17 protein-coding genes and 1 riboswitch are annotated in these 16,941 nt (G+C 71.4%); of the genes, 6 read left to right on the forward strand and 11 right to left on the reverse strand.

The features are described 5' to 3' along the window. Positions 1-323: 323 nt before the first annotated feature. On the reverse strand, positions 324-1,580 hold the full coding sequence (locus tag OHA72_RS04465) for an AI-2E family transporter (protein WP_327006578.1): 1,257 nt from the start codon (positions 1,578-1,580) through the stop codon (positions 324-326). Positions 1,581-1,718: 138 nt separating this feature from the next. Here OHA72_RS04465 and OHA72_RS04470 point away from each other — a divergent pair, with 138 nt between their 5' ends. Beyond that, positions 1,719-2,048, forward strand: a complete 330-nt coding sequence (locus OHA72_RS04470) for a GroES family chaperonin (protein ID WP_327011459.1) — start codon at positions 1,719-1,721, stop codon at positions 2,046-2,048. On the opposite strand, the gene OHA72_RS04475 is transcribed toward OHA72_RS04470, so the two are convergent. After that, positions 2,039-3,685, reverse strand: coding sequence for a PrsW family intramembrane metalloprotease (locus tag OHA72_RS04475; RefSeq protein WP_327006579.1), 1,647 nt, complete (start codon positions 3,683-3,685; stop codon positions 2,039-2,041). The two genes, OHA72_RS04470 and OHA72_RS04475, sit on opposite strands and share 10 nt — an antisense overlap. Before the next feature lie 32 nt (positions 3,686-3,717). Then, a riboswitch (SAM riboswitch) is annotated at positions 3,718-3,834 on the forward strand. Between the two features lie 12 nt (positions 3,835-3,846). Here OHA72_RS04475 and OHA72_RS04480 point away from each other — a divergent pair. After that, positions 3,847-5,040 (forward strand): aminotransferase class V-fold PLP-dependent enzyme, encoded by a 1,194-nt coding sequence (locus OHA72_RS04480; RefSeq protein ID WP_327006580.1) that lies wholly within the window; start codon positions 3,847-3,849, stop codon positions 5,038-5,040. 127 nt (positions 5,041-5,167) lie between these two features. Here OHA72_RS04480 and ligD (OHA72_RS04485) read toward each other — a convergent pair whose 3' ends face one another. Beyond that, a complete protein-coding gene (gene ligD, locus OHA72_RS04485; protein ID WP_327006581.1) occupies positions 5,168-6,031 on the reverse strand; it encodes a non-homologous end-joining DNA ligase in 864 nt (287 codons plus the stop codon). Then, a complete protein-coding gene (gene ligD, locus OHA72_RS04490; protein WP_327006582.1) occupies positions 6,024-6,956 on the reverse strand; it encodes a non-homologous end-joining DNA ligase in 933 nt (310 codons plus the stop codon). Before ligD (OHA72_RS04490) ends, ligD (OHA72_RS04485) begins: the two co-directional genes overlap by 8 nt. A gap of 97 nt (positions 6,957-7,053) precedes the next feature. Between ligD (OHA72_RS04490) and ku the strand changes: the two genes are divergently transcribed. Next, positions 7,054-8,043, forward strand: a complete 990-nt coding sequence (ku, locus tag OHA72_RS04495; RefSeq protein WP_327006583.1) for a non-homologous end joining protein Ku — start codon at positions 7,054-7,056, stop codon at positions 8,041-8,043. Here the strand turns inward: ku and OHA72_RS04500 are convergent. The 5 genes from OHA72_RS04500 to OHA72_RS04520 form a co-directional block, all read right to left on the reverse strand. Beyond that, complete coding sequence (locus OHA72_RS04500) at positions 8,040-8,507, reverse strand: hypothetical protein (protein ID WP_327006584.1); 468 nt, start codon at positions 8,505-8,507, stop codon at positions 8,040-8,042. The two genes, ku and OHA72_RS04500, sit on opposite strands and share 4 nt — an antisense overlap. After that, the gene (locus OHA72_RS04505) at positions 8,504-10,147 is read right to left on the reverse strand and encodes a fatty acid--CoA ligase (protein ID WP_327006585.1); all 1,644 of its coding nucleotides are present in this window, start codon (positions 10,145-10,147) and stop codon (positions 8,504-8,506) included. Before OHA72_RS04505 ends, OHA72_RS04500 begins: the two co-directional genes overlap by 4 nt. Before the next feature lie 80 nt (positions 10,148-10,227). Continuing rightward, positions 10,228-11,790 (reverse strand): MDR family MFS transporter, encoded by a 1,563-nt coding sequence (locus tag OHA72_RS04510; RefSeq protein ID WP_327006586.1) that lies wholly within the window; start codon positions 11,788-11,790, stop codon positions 10,228-10,230. After that, positions 11,787-12,290 carry a MarR family winged helix-turn-helix transcriptional regulator gene (locus OHA72_RS04515; RefSeq protein ID WP_327006587.1) on the reverse strand — a complete coding sequence of 168 codons (504 nt, stop codon included), beginning with the start codon at positions 12,288-12,290 and terminating at the stop codon, positions 11,787-11,789. Before OHA72_RS04515 ends, OHA72_RS04510 begins: the two co-directional genes overlap by 4 nt. A 103-nt stretch (positions 12,291-12,393) precedes the next feature. Further along, positions 12,394-12,786, reverse strand: coding sequence for a GntR family transcriptional regulator (locus OHA72_RS04520; protein ID WP_327006588.1), 393 nt, complete (start codon positions 12,784-12,786; stop codon positions 12,394-12,396). 213 nt (positions 12,787-12,999) lie between these two features. On the opposite strand from OHA72_RS04520, the gene OHA72_RS04525 reads away from it, so the two are divergent. After that, positions 13,000-13,236 (forward strand): hypothetical protein, encoded by a 237-nt coding sequence (locus OHA72_RS04525; protein WP_327006589.1) that lies wholly within the window; start codon positions 13,000-13,002, stop codon positions 13,234-13,236. A 611-nt stretch (positions 13,237-13,847) separates the two neighbouring features. Here the strand turns inward: OHA72_RS04525 and OHA72_RS04530 are convergent. Continuing rightward, complete coding sequence (locus tag OHA72_RS04530) at positions 13,848-14,969, reverse strand: hypothetical protein (protein ID WP_327006590.1); 1,122 nt, start codon at positions 14,967-14,969, stop codon at positions 13,848-13,850. Here OHA72_RS04530 and OHA72_RS04535 point away from each other — a divergent pair. Continuing rightward, complete coding sequence (locus tag OHA72_RS04535; RefSeq protein ID WP_327006591.1) at positions 14,968-15,339, forward strand: hypothetical protein; 372 nt, start codon at positions 14,968-14,970, stop codon at positions 15,337-15,339. The genes OHA72_RS04530 and OHA72_RS04535 overlap by 2 nt on opposite strands. Positions 15,340-15,672: 333 nt before the next feature. Further along, on the forward strand, positions 15,673-16,506 hold the full coding sequence (locus OHA72_RS04540; RefSeq protein WP_327006592.1) for a PSP1 domain-containing protein: 834 nt from the start codon (positions 15,673-15,675) through the stop codon (positions 16,504-16,506). On the opposite strand, the gene OHA72_RS04545 is transcribed toward OHA72_RS04540, so the two are convergent. Beyond that, a complete protein-coding gene (locus OHA72_RS04545) occupies positions 16,503-16,724 on the reverse strand; it encodes a molybdopterin-binding protein (RefSeq protein WP_327006593.1) in 222 nt (73 codons plus the stop codon). The two genes, OHA72_RS04540 and OHA72_RS04545, sit on opposite strands and share 4 nt — an antisense overlap. Between the last annotated feature and the right edge of the window lie 217 nt (positions 16,725-16,941).

The raw sequence follows: 16,941 nt of genomic DNA on the forward strand, positions 1-16,941 counted from the left end.
ACCGGCCACATTGGGTGGAAGCATCCGCCAGCGGTGCGCCTGTCGTCGGTCGCTCTTCGAGCGCCCCCGGAGCGGGTCAGGATCGCAGTGCATACCTGCGCTTGCCTGTCGATGTCTAGATTTGGCCCTCTGCGATTCAGCCCCATCCCCGAGAGCAGATCTTGCGGCTTGATCGAAGTCGTCGGCTGGTCGCGCAGACGGCCAATGGGTGACTTCGATCACGGATCGCAAGATCGAATCTGGGTGGAGCGGTTGAAGGCCCGGATGGCGCACGCCCGTCTCCGGGATCGCGGTCCGGCGCGAGGCGGTTGTGCGGGTGGGGGTCAGTCGGCGGAGATGATGACGGAGTCGGGTGGGGGTTCGTGGCGGTGTTGGACGAGGTGGCGGATGCCGGTGTTCAGGACCGCGACCAACGGCACGGCCACCAGGGCGCCGATGATGCCGGCCAGGACCACGCCCGTTGAGATTGCCACGATGACGGCGAGTGGGTGGACGGAGACGGCGCGGCCCATGATCAAGGGCTGCAGGACGTGGCCTTCGAGTTGCTGGACGGCGATGACGCCGATGAGGACGACCAGGGCGCTGATGGGGCCTTCGTCGACGAGGGCGACCAGGACGGCGACGGCGCCGGAGACGGTGGCGCCGATGATGGGGACGAAGGCGGCCAGGAAGACCATGGTGGCCAGGGGGAACCAGAAGTCCACGTCGATGATGACCAGGAGCAGGCCGATGCCGAGGGCGTCGATGAAGGCGACGAGGACGGTCGCGCGGACGTAGGCGACCAGGGTGTGCCAGGCGGCCTCGCCGGCGCGGCGGATCGGGTCGCGGGCGGGGGTCGGCAGGACGCCGGTGAGGAACAGCCAGATCCGGTGGCCGTCGCGCATGAAGAAGAACGTGACGAAGAGCACCAGCAGGAGCAGCGCGAAGAACTCGATGGTGGCGGTGGCGGTGGAGACGGCGCTGTCGGTGAGGCTGCCCCGGTTGTCGTTGAGCCAGTTCGTCGCGGCGGCGAAGGTGGCGTCGAGCTGGCTGCCATTGAGGTGCAGCGGGCCGGTGGTGAGCCAGTCCTGGATCTGGTTGACGCCGTCGGAGGCCTTGTCGGCCAGGGCCGGGAAGCCGTCGACGAACTCGGTGATGACGAGGGTGAGCACGCCCGCGACGGCGGCGAGGCCCGTGATGAGGACCAGGAACGCGGCCAGCGACGGGGGCAGCTTCACCCGGCGGCGCAGAAAGCCCATCATGGGCGCAAGCAGGGCCGACAGCAGCAGCGCGATGCTCAGCGGGATGAGGACGGTCCTGAGCCGGCCGACCAGCCACAGCAGGACGGCGAGGGCGGCGACAAGGACGAGCAGCCGCCACGACCAGGCGGCGGTGAGACGCAGGCCACGCGGGATCTCGGCGTCGTCGCGGCTCATCGTCGAGGGATGGCGGGGGTCGAGGGGGGTCGGTGGCTCCACCACTGGCTCCTCTGGAGCGGCCTCGGCCTCGGCGGCGGCGGCCTCGCGGTCGAGGCGGGCCTTCTCCAGTCGCTGCTCGTACGCCCGCCGGAGGTTGACGCGCACCTGATCGAACCGGCCCACGGAACCCCCTTGATGTCGTGAGCGGACACTTCACCGTAGTCCGGGTCCCGCGGCGACCGCACGTACCCAGGCGGTAGCGTCGCAACCGTGACAGCCCAGCCAGCCGCCGGTTACCCGGCGGCCACCACCCCGCCCGCCGTGTCCGACGTGGACGGGGGCCTGCCGATCCGGTTGCTGCACGACCGGGTCCTCGTGCGGCTCGAAGGCGCCGAGGGTGAGCGCCGGCACGTGTCCGGCATCGTCATCCCGGCGACGGCGTCGGTGGGGCGGCGCCTGTCGTGGGCGACGGCCGTCGGGGTGGGGCCCAGCGTGCGTTCGATCGTGGCGGGCGACCGGGTGCTGTTCGACCCGGAGGACCGCTCCGAGGTGGAGTTGCAGGGCCGCGACTACGTGCTGCTGCGCGAGCGGGACGTGCACGCCGTCGCCGCCCGCCGGGTCGAGCCGGACTCCACGGGTCTTTATCTGTAGGGGTACGGGTAGCCCGCGTACATCGGGACCGGCGGCGGGGGCGGCGGCACGACGACCGGCACCGGCACGACCGGGGTCGGCGGGGCGGCGAGGACGCGGACCATCCCGTCGGGGAAGGTGATGTGGTAGCGGCTGCCGTCCCACACCGCGAGCGGCGCCTGCGGGTCACGGCCGACGAAGACCTGGCGGTACGCGGCGAGCGCGCTGAGCAGGTGCCGCTCCTCGGCGAGCGCCTCCATCCGGCGGGCCGGCGTGTTGTCGAGGCCACGATGCAGGCCGTCGCGGAGCAGGGCGAGCTTCGTCGCGTCGAACTGGAACGCCTTCATCGCCTTCGCGCCATGGTCTCCGGCGACCCGGCGCGCCCACCGGCGGGCGGACAGCCGCCGGCCGAGGGTGCCCAGCGCGGCGACCTCCGGCGGGGAGAACCAGCCGGCCCGGGCGTACTCGGTGAGCATCCGCTCGGTGAGCTTGCCCTCGTTGGACCGCTGCCACAGGGCGAAGCCGACCATGCACAGGAAGATCGGCATCATGACGGCGAAGTACCCGTACAGCAGCACCCACGCGCTTGCGGACGCCGTGACCGACATGAGGTTCCACGAACCGTGCAGCAGCATGGCGAGCAGCAGTCCGGCGATCGGGGCGAGCCACCGGACCGCCTTCGTCGAACTGCGGGACGCGATGCCCAGCCCGATGCCGGTCATCGACGTGAACAGCGGGTGCGCGAAGCCGGTCATCAGGATGCGCACCACGAAGATGGCGACCAGGGCGACCGCGCCGTTGACCGGGCCGGCATCCTCGGCCGTGTCGGCGTAGCCCTTGAATCCGAGGTACAGGATGTTCTCGACCATCGCGAAACCGGTCGCCGACAGTCCGCAGTAGACGATGCCGTCGATCAGGCCGGAGAACGCCCGTGGCCGGCGCCAGAAGAGCAGGATCGGCCCGAGCGCCTTCATGCTCTCTTCGATGACGGGCGCCACCAGGACCGCGACGATCGACTCCGACAGGCCGAGCCGGTCGGCGAGCACCCCGCCGGCCGTGTTGACCACCAGCGCGACGGCCGTCGCCACGCAGGCGCCCCAGCCGAAGACGAAGACCAGATATCTGACGGGCTCAGGCTCGTACCGGTCGAGCCAGAGGAAGCATGAGACCAGCACCGGCACCGGGATGACCGCGGCGGCGACGCCGATGACGAGGGCGGTCCAGCCGCCGCTGAACCCGAAGAACGCCAGCAGCGCCACGCCGCAGGCCGCGATGCCGCCCATGACGCCGATGAGCGTCCAGAGGCGGCGGCGGTCTGAGCGCTTGGCGGGCGGCGCGGCGGCCAGGGCGAGCGCGGCGGTCGGGTAGCGCTGCTCGCCGGTGTCGGGCGCGGACTCCTCGGTCACGTTGGGCACGACATCCGCACCGGCCGTGTTCCAGGCCTGCTGCTCGCCCGCGGCCTGCGAGTCGGGCTTGCTGAATGCGGCGGGGGCGGCCTGGTCTCCGAGCGGCGACGCCCACGGTGACCGCTCCGCAGGAGCCGGGGCCGGGGCCGGGACCGGGGCCGGGGCCGCAGGTGGCGACCACGCCGCGTCGCGCGGATCAGGGTCGTGGCGGCCGGGCTCCGATGGCGTCCCACTCGGCGGGAGTTCGGTCATGGAGCAACCTTATCCGCGCTACGGTGGGCGCAGGTCATGAGTGCCAGCGCACAGCCCCGGCTTGCTGGCCGGCAACCCTCGCGTTCGCGGCGGGGTGCCCCGGGTGATGACACGGTCCGGCACGCGGTGTGCCCGGGCAAGCGCGAGCGGAGGATTCTGCCATGTCCAAGATCCTGTCCCCCGGTGACGTGAAGCTGCGCGACGGCCGCAGTGTCGACTTCGCCAACCTCGACGTCGCCGCGACAGCACCGTGCCTGCGGGTCGTCGCCGACGCGGTCGCCGAGCTCCTGCCGTTCTACGGCAGCGTCCACCGCGGCGCCGGCGCGCTGTCGGAGCGGTGCACCCGGGAGTATGAGCAGGCCAGGGAGACCGTCGCGGACTTCCTCGGCTGCCGCGACGGCGACACCGTCGTGTTCACCCGCAACACCACCGACGCGCTCAACCTGCTGGCCAGGGCGCTGCCCGAGGACACGACGGTGCTCACGTTCGACGCGGAGCACCACGCCAACCTGCTGCCCTGGCGGCGCACGGTGCACCTGGACGCGCCGCGCTCGCCGCGGGAGGCCGTCGAAGCGCTCGAGCGGGCGCTCAGCCGGCAGCGCTGCGGCCTGGTGAGCGTGACGGCGGCGAGCAACGTGACGGGTGAGGTGTGGCCGGTGGCGGCCCTCGCCGAGGTGGCGCACCGCTTCGGCGCCCGCATCGCGGTCGACGCGGCGCAGCTGGCACCGCACGCCCCGGTCGACCTGACCGCGCTGGGTGCGGACTATGTCGCGTTCTCCGGGCACAAGGTGTACGCACCGTTCGGCGCCGGTGTGCTCGCCGGCCGGGCGGACTGGCTGGACGCCGCGGCGCCGTACCTGGCCGGCGGCGGGGCCAGCGCCGGCGTGGACGGCGACCTGGACGTGCAGTGGGCGACCGGACCGGCGAGGCACGAGGCGGGCACCCCCAACCTGCTCGGCGCGGTCGCCGTCGCCGCCGCGTGCCGGGAGCTCGACCACGCCGATCATTCGAGAGAGCAGGCGCTCGTCAACAGGCTGCGGGCCGGCCTGGCCGAGCTGCCGCACGTCGAGGAGCTGCGCCTCTTCGGCCCTGACGCGGAGCGGGTCGGCATCGTGTCGTTCGCGCTGCTCGGCGAGGACCCCGGCGAGCTGGCCACGGCGCTCGGCCGGGACCACGGGATCGGGGTGCGGACCGGGCTGTTCTGCGCCCATCCGCTGACCCGCCGGCTCCTGCGGGAGGCGACCGCCAGGCTCGACCCCGAAGCCCAGGCGCCGGCCCAGGCGGTGCGGGCCAGCTTCGGCCTCGGCACCACCGAGGAGCACATCGACCGCCTGATCAACGCACTGCGACGCTGAGCACCCGAAAAGGCGCTGAGCACCCGAACAAGCGCTGAGCACCCGAACAAGCGCTGAGCACCCGAACAAGCGCCGAGCACCCGAAAGGCGCTGGGCGCACGGAAAGCGCTGAGCACCCGGACAAGTGCTAAGCGTCGAACACCCGGGACAGCACGGCCGAAGGAGTGAGGTCGGCGATGGTCAACACGCCCTCGCCGACCTCGTCCCACGTCAGCGGCGCCGACACCGTCGGCATCGCGCCCGCGCGCAGCGAATAGGGCGCCACCGTCGTCTTGAACGCGTTGTTCTGGCTCCAGTCGATGAAGACCTTGCCGGGCCGCAGCTGCCGGGCCATCCGCGACACGATCAGGTCGGGCCGGAGGCGGGACAGTTCGTCGGCGACGTCCTTGACGTACGCGCTGATCTCGTCGGCCGTCTCGTCCCCGGACAGCTCCGCGACCAGCTGCATGCCCTTGCGCCCGGAGGTCTTCGGCAGCGACTCCAGCCCGTCCACGGCGAGCCGGTCGCGGACCAGCAGGGCCACCTCGAAGCACTCGGGCAGGCCGGCGGGCGCGCCGGGGTCGAGGTCGATGACGAGCAGGTCCGGGTCGAGCACGGCACCGTCGGCGGAGACCCGCCACTGCGGGGTGTGCAGCTCCAGCGCGGCGAGGTTCGCCAGCCAGACCAGGGTGGCGAGTTCTTCGACCACGATGAAGTCGATGGTCTCGCGGCCACGGCTGGAGCCGGGCACCGGCAGCCGGACCGTGCGCACCCAGTCGGGGGTACCGGCCGGCGCGTTCTTCTCGAAGAAGCTGTTGCCGTCGACGCCGTTCGGGTACCGGACCCGGGTCAGCGGCCGGCCGTCGAGGTGCGGCAGGAGGACCGGCGAGATGCGGGTGTAGTAGTCGATGACCTCACCCTTGGTGAAGCCGACCTGCGGGTAGAGCACCTTGTCCAGGTTGGTCAGGTCGAGGTGGCGGCCCTCGACGTCGACACGGATCTTGTCAGGCATCATGGACGTCCGCGGGGGTCAGGTCCGGCCGCATGCGCAGGAACCGGGGGAAGCGCAGCCGCCCGTCGCGCGTGCGGTGGCTGAACTTCACCTCCACGACGATCCGGGGCTCGACCCAGACCGCGCCGCGGGCGTCCTCGCGCGGCACCGCGCCGGCGAACGGCGACTGCGGCACCGAGAGGTCACGCAGCGCGTCGAGGAGCGCACGCTCGGCGGCGTTGGAGATCCCGCCACCGACCCGGCCGCGGAACGTGAGCCCGCCGGGGACGGGGACGCCGACCAGCAGGGCGCCGAGGGCGCGCTTGCCGGGCCGCCAGCCGCCGACGACGAACTCGCAGCTCTCCTCCAGTTTGACCTTCACCCAGTCCGGCGAGCGGAGGCCGGGCTGGTAGTGCGAGCCGGTCCGTTTGGCCACGACGCCTTCGAGGGCGTTGTCGCGGCTGGCGGTCACGGTCGCCGGACCGTCGTCGAACGTCGGCGGGATGACGGCCCGAGGGCCCAGCGACAGTCCTTCGAGCAGGCGGCGGCGGGTGGTGTACGGCGTTGCCAGCAGATCCCTGCCGCCGGCGCGCAGCACGTCGAAGGCGAGGTAGGAGACCGGCAGCGCGACGGCGAGGCGGGCGGCGCGGGCTGGCTCGCGCACGTGCATCCGCTCCGCGAGCAGCTGGAACGAGGGTCGCCCGGCCTCGTCCATGGTGACGACCTCGCCGTCCAGGACGGTGTCGTCGAGGCGGTCGCCGATGCGGGCGAGCTCCGGATAGGCGGCGGTCACCTCGACCCCGCTGCGCGCGTAGAAGCGGGTCGCGCCGGCAGTGACGACGGCAATTGCCCGGATCCCGTCCCATTTGAACTCATACGCCCAGCCCGGCCCTGACGGTAACGGGCCGGTCGAGGCGAGCATCGGTGCCGGCGGGCCGGTCCCCATCCCCTCACGATAGTTCGCCGCCGACTTCCTCGCGTGGAGGTCGAAACGATGCGATTCTGGTTGTCGGAGGTCAACACGCTGCGGAAAGGGATCCCCAATGCGCGCGATCTGGAAAGGCGCGGTCTCCTTCGGGCTCGTGTCGATCGCCGTCCGCCTGTATTCGGCGACGGAGGAGAAGGACATCCGCTTCCACCAGGTGCACCGCGACGACGGGGGACGGATCAAGTACAAGCGGGTCTGCTCGATCGACGGCGAGGAGGTCAGCTACGACGACATCGCCAAGGGCTACGACCTCGGCGGCGGCGAGATGGTGATCCTCACCGACGACGACTTCGCGGACCTGCCGCTGACCACCAGCCGGGCGATCGAGGTGCTGGAGTTCGTGCCGGCCGAGCAGGTCGACCCGATCCTCTACAACAAGGCGTACTACCTGGAGCCCGACAAGACCGCCGCGAAGCCCTACGCGCTGCTGCGCGACGCGCTCACGAACACGGAGCGGGTCGCGATCGTGAAGGTGGCGCTGCGGCAGCGCGAGCAGCTCGCGACGCTGCGGGTCCGCGAGGACGTGCTGGTCCTCAACACGATGCTGTGGCCGGACGAGATCCGGGCGGCGAAGTTCGACATCCTCGACGAGGACGTGTCGGCCCGTCCGGCGGAGCTGGCGATGGCGGGTTCGCTGATCGAGTCGATGGCGGCGGACTTCGACCCGGCGACGTACACGGACAACTACCGCGAGGCGCTGCAGGAGGTCATCGAGGCGAAAGTGGCGGGCCGGGAGGTCGTGCAGCCGGAGGAGACCGAGGAGGCGCCGGCCGCGGCGGTCGACCTGATGGCGGCGCTGCGGGCGTCGGTGGAGCGGGCCAAGGCCGCCCGCGGCGAGTCGGCGCCACCCGCTGCCGCGAAGAAGGCGGCAGCGAAGAAGGCCACGGCGGCGAAGCGCGACGACAGCGACGACAGCGACGACAGCGACACTGAGGGCGCGGCGACGCCGATCAAGCGGGCCGCCGCGAAGAAGACCACCACGGCGGCGAAGAAGGCGACCCCCGCGAAGAAGGCCGCCCCGGCCAAGGCCAGGAAGTCCGCTTAGTCCGTGGTGTGGGTGAAGTAGACCGTCGCCGACGCCTTGTCCAGCAGCAGATCGGTCCCGTCGACCTTGAGCCAGGCCGGGTCGGCGGGGGCGAAGGGGACCAGGTCCTCCGGCACCCGCGGAGCCGGCGCCGCCGTGGTCGCCGGCAGCGCCTGTACCCGCTCCGCGGTGATCACCGCAAAACCGTCCATGACGTAGTCCATCGGCCCGATCTCAGGGCAGGACCGCGCCCTGGCCTCGTGCTCCTGCCAGTGCACCTGCTGGATCGGCGCGAGCTGCGGCCACATCTGCTCGATGCGGATCTTCGAGGTGATGACGCCGTTCTTCGTCGGCTTGTCGGGGTCTTCGCACCCGGTGAGTCCCGGCACCCAGTCACGCAGCGCCAGGACCACACCACAGGAGGCGATCAGGCAGGCGAGCACCGCGCCCGAGACGAGCAGCGCGATCTTCGCCGTCCGGTTCACCCGTTGATCTGTACCACCTCGAGGCCCCCGCCCGCATAGTCGGCGCGGACGCGCTTCTTGTCGAACTTGCCGACGCTGGTCTTCGGCACCGCCTCGATGAACGACCAGCGCTCCGGCAGCTGCCACCTGGCCACCTTGTCGCCGAGGAACTCCCGCAGCTGCGCGGCGTCGGCGCTGGCACCTTCCCTGAGCACGATCGTCGCGAGGGGCCGTTCGCCCCATTTGTCATCCGGTACGCCCACGACACACGCTTCGAGGACGGCCGGGTGCGCCATCAGGGCGTTCTCCAGGTCGACGGAGCTGATCCACTCGCCACCGGACTTGATCACGTCCTTGGCGCGGTCGGTGAGGGTGAGGTACCCGTTGGGCGACAGCGTGCCGACGTCGCCGGTGCGCAGCCAGCCGTCCTCGAACTTCTCGGGGTCGGGGCCGTCCTCGCCGATGTACTGCGCGGTGATCCACGGGCCGCGGACCTGCAACTCCCCCACGGCCTTGCCGTCGCTGGGCATGACCTCGCCGGCGGGGCCCACGATCCGGCCCTCGACGCCGGCCGGGATGCGGCCCTGCGTGTACCGGTACGCCCAGGCCTCGGGCCCTTCGACGCCGACGGGTTCGCGGGCGACCGAGCCCAGCGGCGACATCTCCGTCATGCCCCAGGCGTGGATGACCTCGATGCCGTGGCGCTCGGAGAACGCGTGCATCAGCGCCGGCGGGCAGGCGGACCCGCCGATGACGACCTCCCTCAGCGAGGACGTGTCGGTCGGGTTGGCGTCCAGGTACGCGAGGAGGTCGGTGAAGATCGTCGGCACGGCGCCGGCGAACGTCGGCTTCTCCGCCGCGATCATCTGGGCGAGCGGCGCGGCCTGCAGGAACCGGTCCGGCATGATCAGCGAGGCGCCGCTCATGAGGGCCGCGTAGGGCAGGCCCCACGCCATCGCGTGGAACATCGGCACGATGCACAGATCCCGGACCTGCGGACCGAGGCCGAAGCTCTCCGCCATGCACACCTCCATCGAGTGGAGGTAGATCGAGCGGTGGGAGTACGCCACGCCCTTCGGGTTGCCGGTGGTGCCGCTGGTGTAGCACAGGGCGGCGGCGTCGTTCTCGTCGACGGCGGGCCAGTCGTACAGGTCCGACCTGCCTGCTAGCAGGGCGTCCCAGCGGTGGACGTCGACGCCGTCCTTCTGCAGCTTCGATGCGTCGCCGTCGCCGACGACGACGATGTGGCGGATCGTGCTCAGGTGCGGCAGGACGCCGGCGAGCAGCGGGATCAGGGTCGAGTCGACGATGACGACCCGGTCCTCGGCGTGGTTGGCGATGTAGATCAGCTGCTCCGGGAAGAGCCGCAGGTTGAGGGTGTGCAGCACGGCGCCCATGCTCGGCACGGCCAGGTAGGCGATCAGGTGCTCGGCGTTGTTCCACATCAGCGTGCCGACGCGCTCGTCGCCGGTGACGCCGAGGTCGTCGTGGAGGGCGTGGGCGAGCCGGGCCGCCTGGCGGCCGACCTCGGCATATGACGTATGTCTCGCACCAGCATCGGTCCCGGTCCAGGTGACGACCTCGGAATCGCCGTGGACCGTGGCTCCGTGCTGCAGAATTCGGGAGATCAGCAGGGGTGTCTGCATCATCGTGCTGCGCATGTACTGCACGCTAATGTGCCCTGGCTCACAAAGGAACCCCGGAGCTACTGGCGAGTAGCTCCGGGGTTCCTGAGTGTTCGTCAGAAGGCCGCGGCCTTGGCTTCCATCTCGGCGGCGGCGTCCTCCTCGGTTGCCACCTCGGCCGGGCCGCCGCCCTGCAGCGGCTTGTCCGGCAGCGCGAGCGTGATCACCGTGCCGACGAACGCGACGATCGCCGCGGCGAGGAACACCGGGTGCAGCGCGTTGACGAAGACGTGCTCGACCGCGTCGAGGACCGGCGCCGGCAGCTTCCGGACCTGCGCCGGCGAGTTGATCGACACGCCCTTCATGCCGTCGCCGGTCATCTGCTCGCTCAGCTTGCTGGTCATGAGCGCGCCGAGCGCCGCGACGCCGACCGAGCCGCCCAGCGACCGGAAGAACGTGGCCGCGCTGGTGCCCGCGCCCATGTCACGCAGTTCGAGCGCGTTCTGCACGGCGAGGATCAGCGGCTGCATCGCCATGCCGAGCCCGACACCGATCACGGTCATGTAGATGAACGCCTGCCACAGCGGCGTGTCGACCTTCAGCGTCGTGAACAGCAGCAGCCCGGAGCCCATGATCACGGTGCCGGCGACGGGGAACCACTTGTACCGGCCGATCTTGCTGATCGCCCGGCCGGCGACGATCGAGGTCACGATGACGCCCGCCATCATCGGCAGCATCAGCAGGCCGGACCGCGTCGGCGAGGCACCCTTGACGATCTGCAGGTACAGCGGGACGTAGATGATCGAGCCGAACATCGCGAAGCCCAGGATGAACGTGGCGGTGTTGGCCAGGGAGAACGTCGCCCGCTTGAACAGCCGCAGCGGCAGGATCGGCTCCTCGGCGCGGCCCTCCGCGACGATGAACAGCGCGGTCAGCACCGCCCCGCCGGCCAGCAGGCCCAGGATGGTGGCCGAGCCCCACGCGTACTCGTTGCCGCCCCACGACAGCGCGAGCAGCCACGAGCTGACCGCCGCGACCATGAGCGTCGCACCCAGGTAGTCGATCTTGTGGTCCCGGCGGGTGTGCGGGACGAGCCGGAGGACCCGGCTGCACACGTACAGCGCGAAGACGCCCAGCGGGATGTTGATGTAGAAGATCCAGCGCCAGTCGGTCTCGGCGAAGTAGCCACCGACGAGCGGCCCGGCCACCGAGGAGATGCCGAACACGGCGCCGAAGAGCCCCTGGTACCGGGCCCGCTCCCGCGGCGCGACGACGTCCGACACGATGGTGAAGGCGAGCGTCATGAGGCCACCGGCGCCGATGCCCTGCAGCGCACGCGTGGCGATCAGCTGGGTCATGTCCTGCGACAGACCGGCGAGCAGCGAGCCGACCAGGAACGTCGAGATCGCGAACAGCAGGACCGGACGGCGCCCGTACAGGTCGCTGATCTTGCCGTACAGCGGCGTCGAGGCGGTCGAGGCGAGCAGGTACGCCGTGACGACCCACGAGTAGTGGTCGAGCCCGCCGAGCTCACCGACGATCGTCGGCAGCGCGGTGCCCACGATGGTCTGGTCGAGCGCCGCGAGCAGCATCCCGGTCATGAGGCCACCCATCAGCAGCATGATCTGCCGGTGGGCGAGTTGCGGCCGGGCCTGTTCCGGCGGCGCGACAGTGGTCATCGAGCGTCCTTTTCCGAGATGGTTCCTGGCAACCGTTCGGTTCCTGGCAGCTTTTCGGCCAGCGACTGGTTGAGTTGCGTGAAGAGGGCAGCAAAGATCTGACGTTCCTCGGGGGACCAGCCGGCCAGCAGTTCCTGCCAGATGGCGATCCAGCGGGTCCGGTTCTCCTCGAACACGTCCCGCCCGAGGTCGGTGACCTCCACCAGGCTGGCCCGGCGGTCGGTCGGGTCGGTCGCGCGGCGCACCAGCCCCGCTGTCTCCAGCGCGCCCACCTGCCGGCTGACCGTGGAGAGGTCCAGCGCGACGTCGGTGGCCAGCGCCGACAGCCGGAACGGCCCGTCGACCGCGATCCGGCTCAGCAGCATGTAGGCGGGGCGCTCCAGGCCGCGGCCTGCGTCGCTCCACTTGAGCGTGGCGAACAACCGCTCCGAGAGCCGAATGAACCGCCCCACCTGCCGCCCGATGGCGGCGTAGTCGGCGTGCTCGGTGTTCTCGTCCACGGATCCTCGTCCCTGCGTCCAGATACTTGCTTGCCACAAGCATCGGTTCTCAGGGCAGCGTTCACCAACCTATTTACGGGTGATCCGCGTTACTGCGCTTTCCCTACTCGTCGCGGCCGAACTCGAAGCGGTCCGCGGGATACGTCTTGTCGCCGACCACCAGGACGGGCACGCCGTCGCCGAGGCCGTGCTCCTTCTTCTCCTGCGGCGTGGGCATCCGGGCCCAGACAACCTCGCCCTGGTGCAGCCAGATCCGCTCGCGCGGCGCGTTGGCCCGCACCCGGCTGCGATAACCCCGCTTGCTCTCGACGAGCCCCTCGCCGCGCAGGTATGCCATGGCGTCGCGGATCGTGTCCCGCCCGACGTCATACTCCTCGGCCAGATACTTCTCCGAGGGCAACAGGCTCCCCGGAGCCATCTCGCCACTGATGATCTTCTGCCGGATCGCGTCCGCGACCTGCAGGTAGAGTGCCAGGCCCGAACTCCGGGAGATCATGACCGCGACCATATGAAGGTCTATCGGCAAGAGATATTGTGGCCTTATGGCTACTAGGCTAAAGTTACCACAGGCGCGGGACCGGGCTGGGCGGTCCGGTTTCGCGCCACCCAGTCCGGGGTGCGGCGCCGTTCCACGACGCTGCGAGCCGCGCGGCGCCGCACCCCACCCTTCCTTGTTGTTCCTTGTCGCGACGGCCGATCGGAGCCACCCATGGACGACGAACTCTTCCCCATCGTCACCCTCGACCTCCGCGCCATCCGCACCGTCATCACCGAAGACGAAGGCGACCCGATCCTCCTGGTCGACGACGGCGACGTGCAGATCGAGTTCGGCTCCGGCCTGTGCGGCACCTGGGAGCAGGCAATCCTGGGCGCAGAGCGAATCGCCTCCGCCGCCGAACAGTTCGCCGCCACCCTGCGCCACCAGCACATGACCCTGGCCGCCTGACCGCCCCGCACCTCTTCACCCGCCGCCCCGGCCTCCGCCGCACTGGCTGCGTTTCACCGGCCTGCCGCGCCCGCCGTCCCGCCTCGGCCGCCGCCGCACCCCGCCTCTGCCCTGCCACACCGCCAGCTCCGCCCGCCCCCCGCCGGGTCCGCCGTCGCCGCGTCCTCCGCCCGCGCGCCACCCGCCGGCCCGCTCCACCCTGCTTCCACCGCGCTGGCCTCGCCGCCCCACCGCCGCGCTCCCGGCTCGCCTCCGCAGCCCGCGCGCGCATCCGCTCCGCCACCCTGCGCCGCCTTGCCCACGCCACCACGCGACGTCGCCGCCATTCCGGCCCACGCCACTCCGGCGCCGTGCAGCTCGGCCGTCCGGTGAAGTTCCGAGATCACGGTTCGGCTGAGGTGGAGGTGTCGGTGCGGCGGGCGTTTGGCGGCTTGCCTCTGGCGGTTGTCCACAGGTTGGTGGGCGGGTTGGCGGGGTGGTATGCACCGTGATCACGGAACTTTGGTGGGTGCGGGACGCCAGGAAGGTTCGGCGATCAACGGGGAGGAGAAACAGCGCCGCCCGGGCAGCGCACCTGGGATAGGGCGCTGCACGGGCGGCGAAGGGGTCTCTCAGGCGGTCCTGCGGCGGGCCAGGATCTGCAGGAGGCGGCCGGCCACGACGAGCAGGACGCCGCCGCCGAGCATCAGGGCCACGTTGTTGCCGGTGACCGGGAGGCCGCCCCCGCCGCCGGTGCCGCCGCCGGTGCCGCCCGTGCCGCCGCCGTGGTGGCCGTAGCCGCCGCCGTCGGAGTCGTCGTCGGGGCCGTAGCCGCCGTCGGAGTCGTCGTCGGGGGCGGTGGTGGAGCCGGGGGCGGCGGGTGCCTTCGGGGCCGCGGCGGCGGTTTCCAGGGTGCAGATGCCCAGGTCGATCAGCGAGGTGTTGTCGGCCGGGCCGGAGCCACCGTGGCCGTAGCCGCCGGTGGACTTCCACGTGTTGCGGGAGATGAGCTTGACGCGCACCGAGGCGGCCTTCGCGTAGACGCCGGTGGAGCTGAACTGCTTCTCGACCGCGCCGAGCTCGACGCGCAGGACGACCACGCGGGCCGGGGCCGAAGCGCTCTCCTGAGAAGGCGACGACGAGGAAGGCGTACCCCCGGAGCCGAGCAGGCCACCGACGGCCGGCAGGCCCGGCAGCGCGCCGAGCAGGCTGTTGAGGTCGGCGCCCGGAACGATCGCGGTGGCGCCGCCGACGACGCCGGAGACCGCGCTGGTGATGCCGGTCAGCAGGTCGATGAGCGGCAGGCCGCCGAGGAGCGGGAGGTTCTCGGTGCGGGCGAGGTCGGTGGCGGCCTCGGTGCTCGCGGCGTCGACGGGCACGACCACGTCGACGTGGGAGCCGGCCGAGGACACGCGGATCGGCGCCTTGCCGGGGATGGTGATCTCCAGGACGGGGGCGGTGTAGTCGACGGTCTTCGTGGTGCCGGCGAGCACGCTCAGCGACGGCGGGCTGATCACCCGGACCCCGATGGCGGAGGGGCCGTTGTCGAGGAGCTTGAAGTCGGCGATGGCACCGGTCGCGGCGGCGGTCGCGGCGGGGCGGCCGCCGGCCGAGCCGACGCCGGTGACGGTGGCGCTCTCGACGGCGTTGATGCGCAGCAGCGCGCGGCCGTTGCGGCCGGGCAGGACGGTGATGCCGGCGAGCGTCGCGGGACGCGGCCCGGGGGCCGTCGGCGGTGGTGCAGCGGCCGGCATGCTTCCACGACGCCTGGGCGCGCAGGCCGCCGGTGCCCAGGCGCAGCGCGCCGAGGTCGACGCCGGCGACGTTCACCACGTCGGGCTGGTCGTGTGCGGGTGGCGCCTGCTGGTACGCCCGCGGGCCGAGCACCCCGGCCGGGAGGTCGCCGCTGCTGCGCAGGTAGCGGGCGTCGGCGGCGGCGCGCAGGGTGCCTCCGGCGACGCCGGAGTGGGTGGTGGCGACCCGCAGTTCGGGCAGGACGGCGTTGGACAGGCCGGTGGCGCGCAGGTCGATGCGGCCCAGCGCAAGGGTGTTACTGGCGGCGGTGGCACCGAAGCCCTCTGGGCAGGCCGCGTCGGCCGGTGCCGCTGCCGCGGGCACCGCTGACGCGACCGGGCTCAGCGCTCCGACGATCGCCGTTGCGGCGAGGGCGGCGAGGGTCCGGGCCGTTTTTGGGCGTGCGGAAGCAACAGGAGACGTCATGCTTGAGGTCCTCCGAGACCGGGAGTACGGGGGTAGCTCGCCGGGGGGCGTGCCACTGCTGCCCCCAACGAGCCCTTTCCGGCCGGAGTTACGGCCCACGTAGCGGGCTCATCCGCACTAGTAACGACGAAGTAGTTGGAATAGCTACGGGCCACCCGAAAGACGTCAAAATGGACTTTCAACACCAATAGCCGCAGGCAATATGGAACTGCCAGTGACCCGCGTTACTGTGCACCCATGGGCATGCTGTGCGCGGTGAGCTTCAATCGCTACGGGCGGCTGTTCTACTTCGACCCCGGCGAGTTTCGCCCGGGAGTGGGCGATCGAGTGCTGGTCCCGACCGACGACGGGCCTGAGGTCGCCGAGTGCGTCTGGGCCGCGCAGTGGGTCAGCGAGGAGACCGAGGGCTTCCCGCGCCTGGTCGCCATGGCCGCCGACGACGACCTGCGCCGCGACGAGCTGCTGCGCAAGCGCAAGGCCGAGGCCAAGGTCGCCGCGAAGAAGCTGATCCGCGATCACGAGCTGCCGATGAAGGTCGTCGCAGTGGACCATGTGCTGGACGGATCGGGCGGTCAGGGCGCGCGGACCACGATCTATTTCACCGCACCCCATCGGGTGGACTTCCGGTCCCTGGTGCGGGATCTGGGCGCCACGCTGCACTGCCGGGTGGAGCTGCGCCAGCTGTCCGCGAGGGACTCGGCCCGCGTCCAGGGCGGCATCGGCTCGTGCGGGCGGGACCTGTGCTGCGCGACGTTCCTCAACGACTTCGAGCCGGTCACCATCCGCATGGCGAAGGACCAGGACCTGCCGCTCAACCCGCTGCGCATCTCCGGTGCGTGCGGCCGGTTGATGTGCTGCCTGAAGTACGAACATCCTCTGTACCAGCAGTTCCAGGCCACCGCGCCGGCGGTCGGCACCCGCGTGTCCACACCGGAGGGCGAGGGCCGGGTCGTCGGGCACAGCGTGCCGCGCGACTCCGTCACCGTCCGGATGGACGCCGACGGGTCGCGCTGCTCGTGCAGCCGCGCGTCAGTGTGCGGCTCGCGCCAGGCCTATGAGGAGCGGTACTAGACCACCGTCACGGTGACGGAGTGCCAGCCGGTCGCCCCGTCCGGGAACGGGGTGACGCGCTGCTCGGTCTGCAGTGCGCCGGTCTTGTCGGTGGCGCGGACCCGCAGCAGGTGGCTGCCCGCCGCGGCGGCCCAGTCCAGGCGCCACTGCACCCAGGTGTCGTTCGTCGGTGACGGGAGCAGGGTCGCGGCCCGCCACGGCCCGTCGCCGACCTGCACCTCGACCGACGCGATGCCACGCCCCTGAGCCCACGCCGCGCCGGCGATGCCGACCGTGCCGGCGGCCAGGCGGGCGATCCAGCAACCGGGCGGGCCGCCGGGTCACGCCGTCGACCAGGGCGCCGCCGCCCGGCTCGGCAAGCGTGGCGGCAAGGGAGGACAGCAGCAGGAGCAGCACGCCGGCCGCCGCCGCGCCGCCGATCAGGGACGGCAGACC

It is taken from the genome of Dactylosporangium sp. NBC_01737, from assembly GCF_035963215.1.
In the GTDB taxonomy this organism is placed as follows: domain Bacteria; phylum Actinomycetota; class Actinomycetes; order Mycobacteriales; family Micromonosporaceae; genus Dactylosporangium.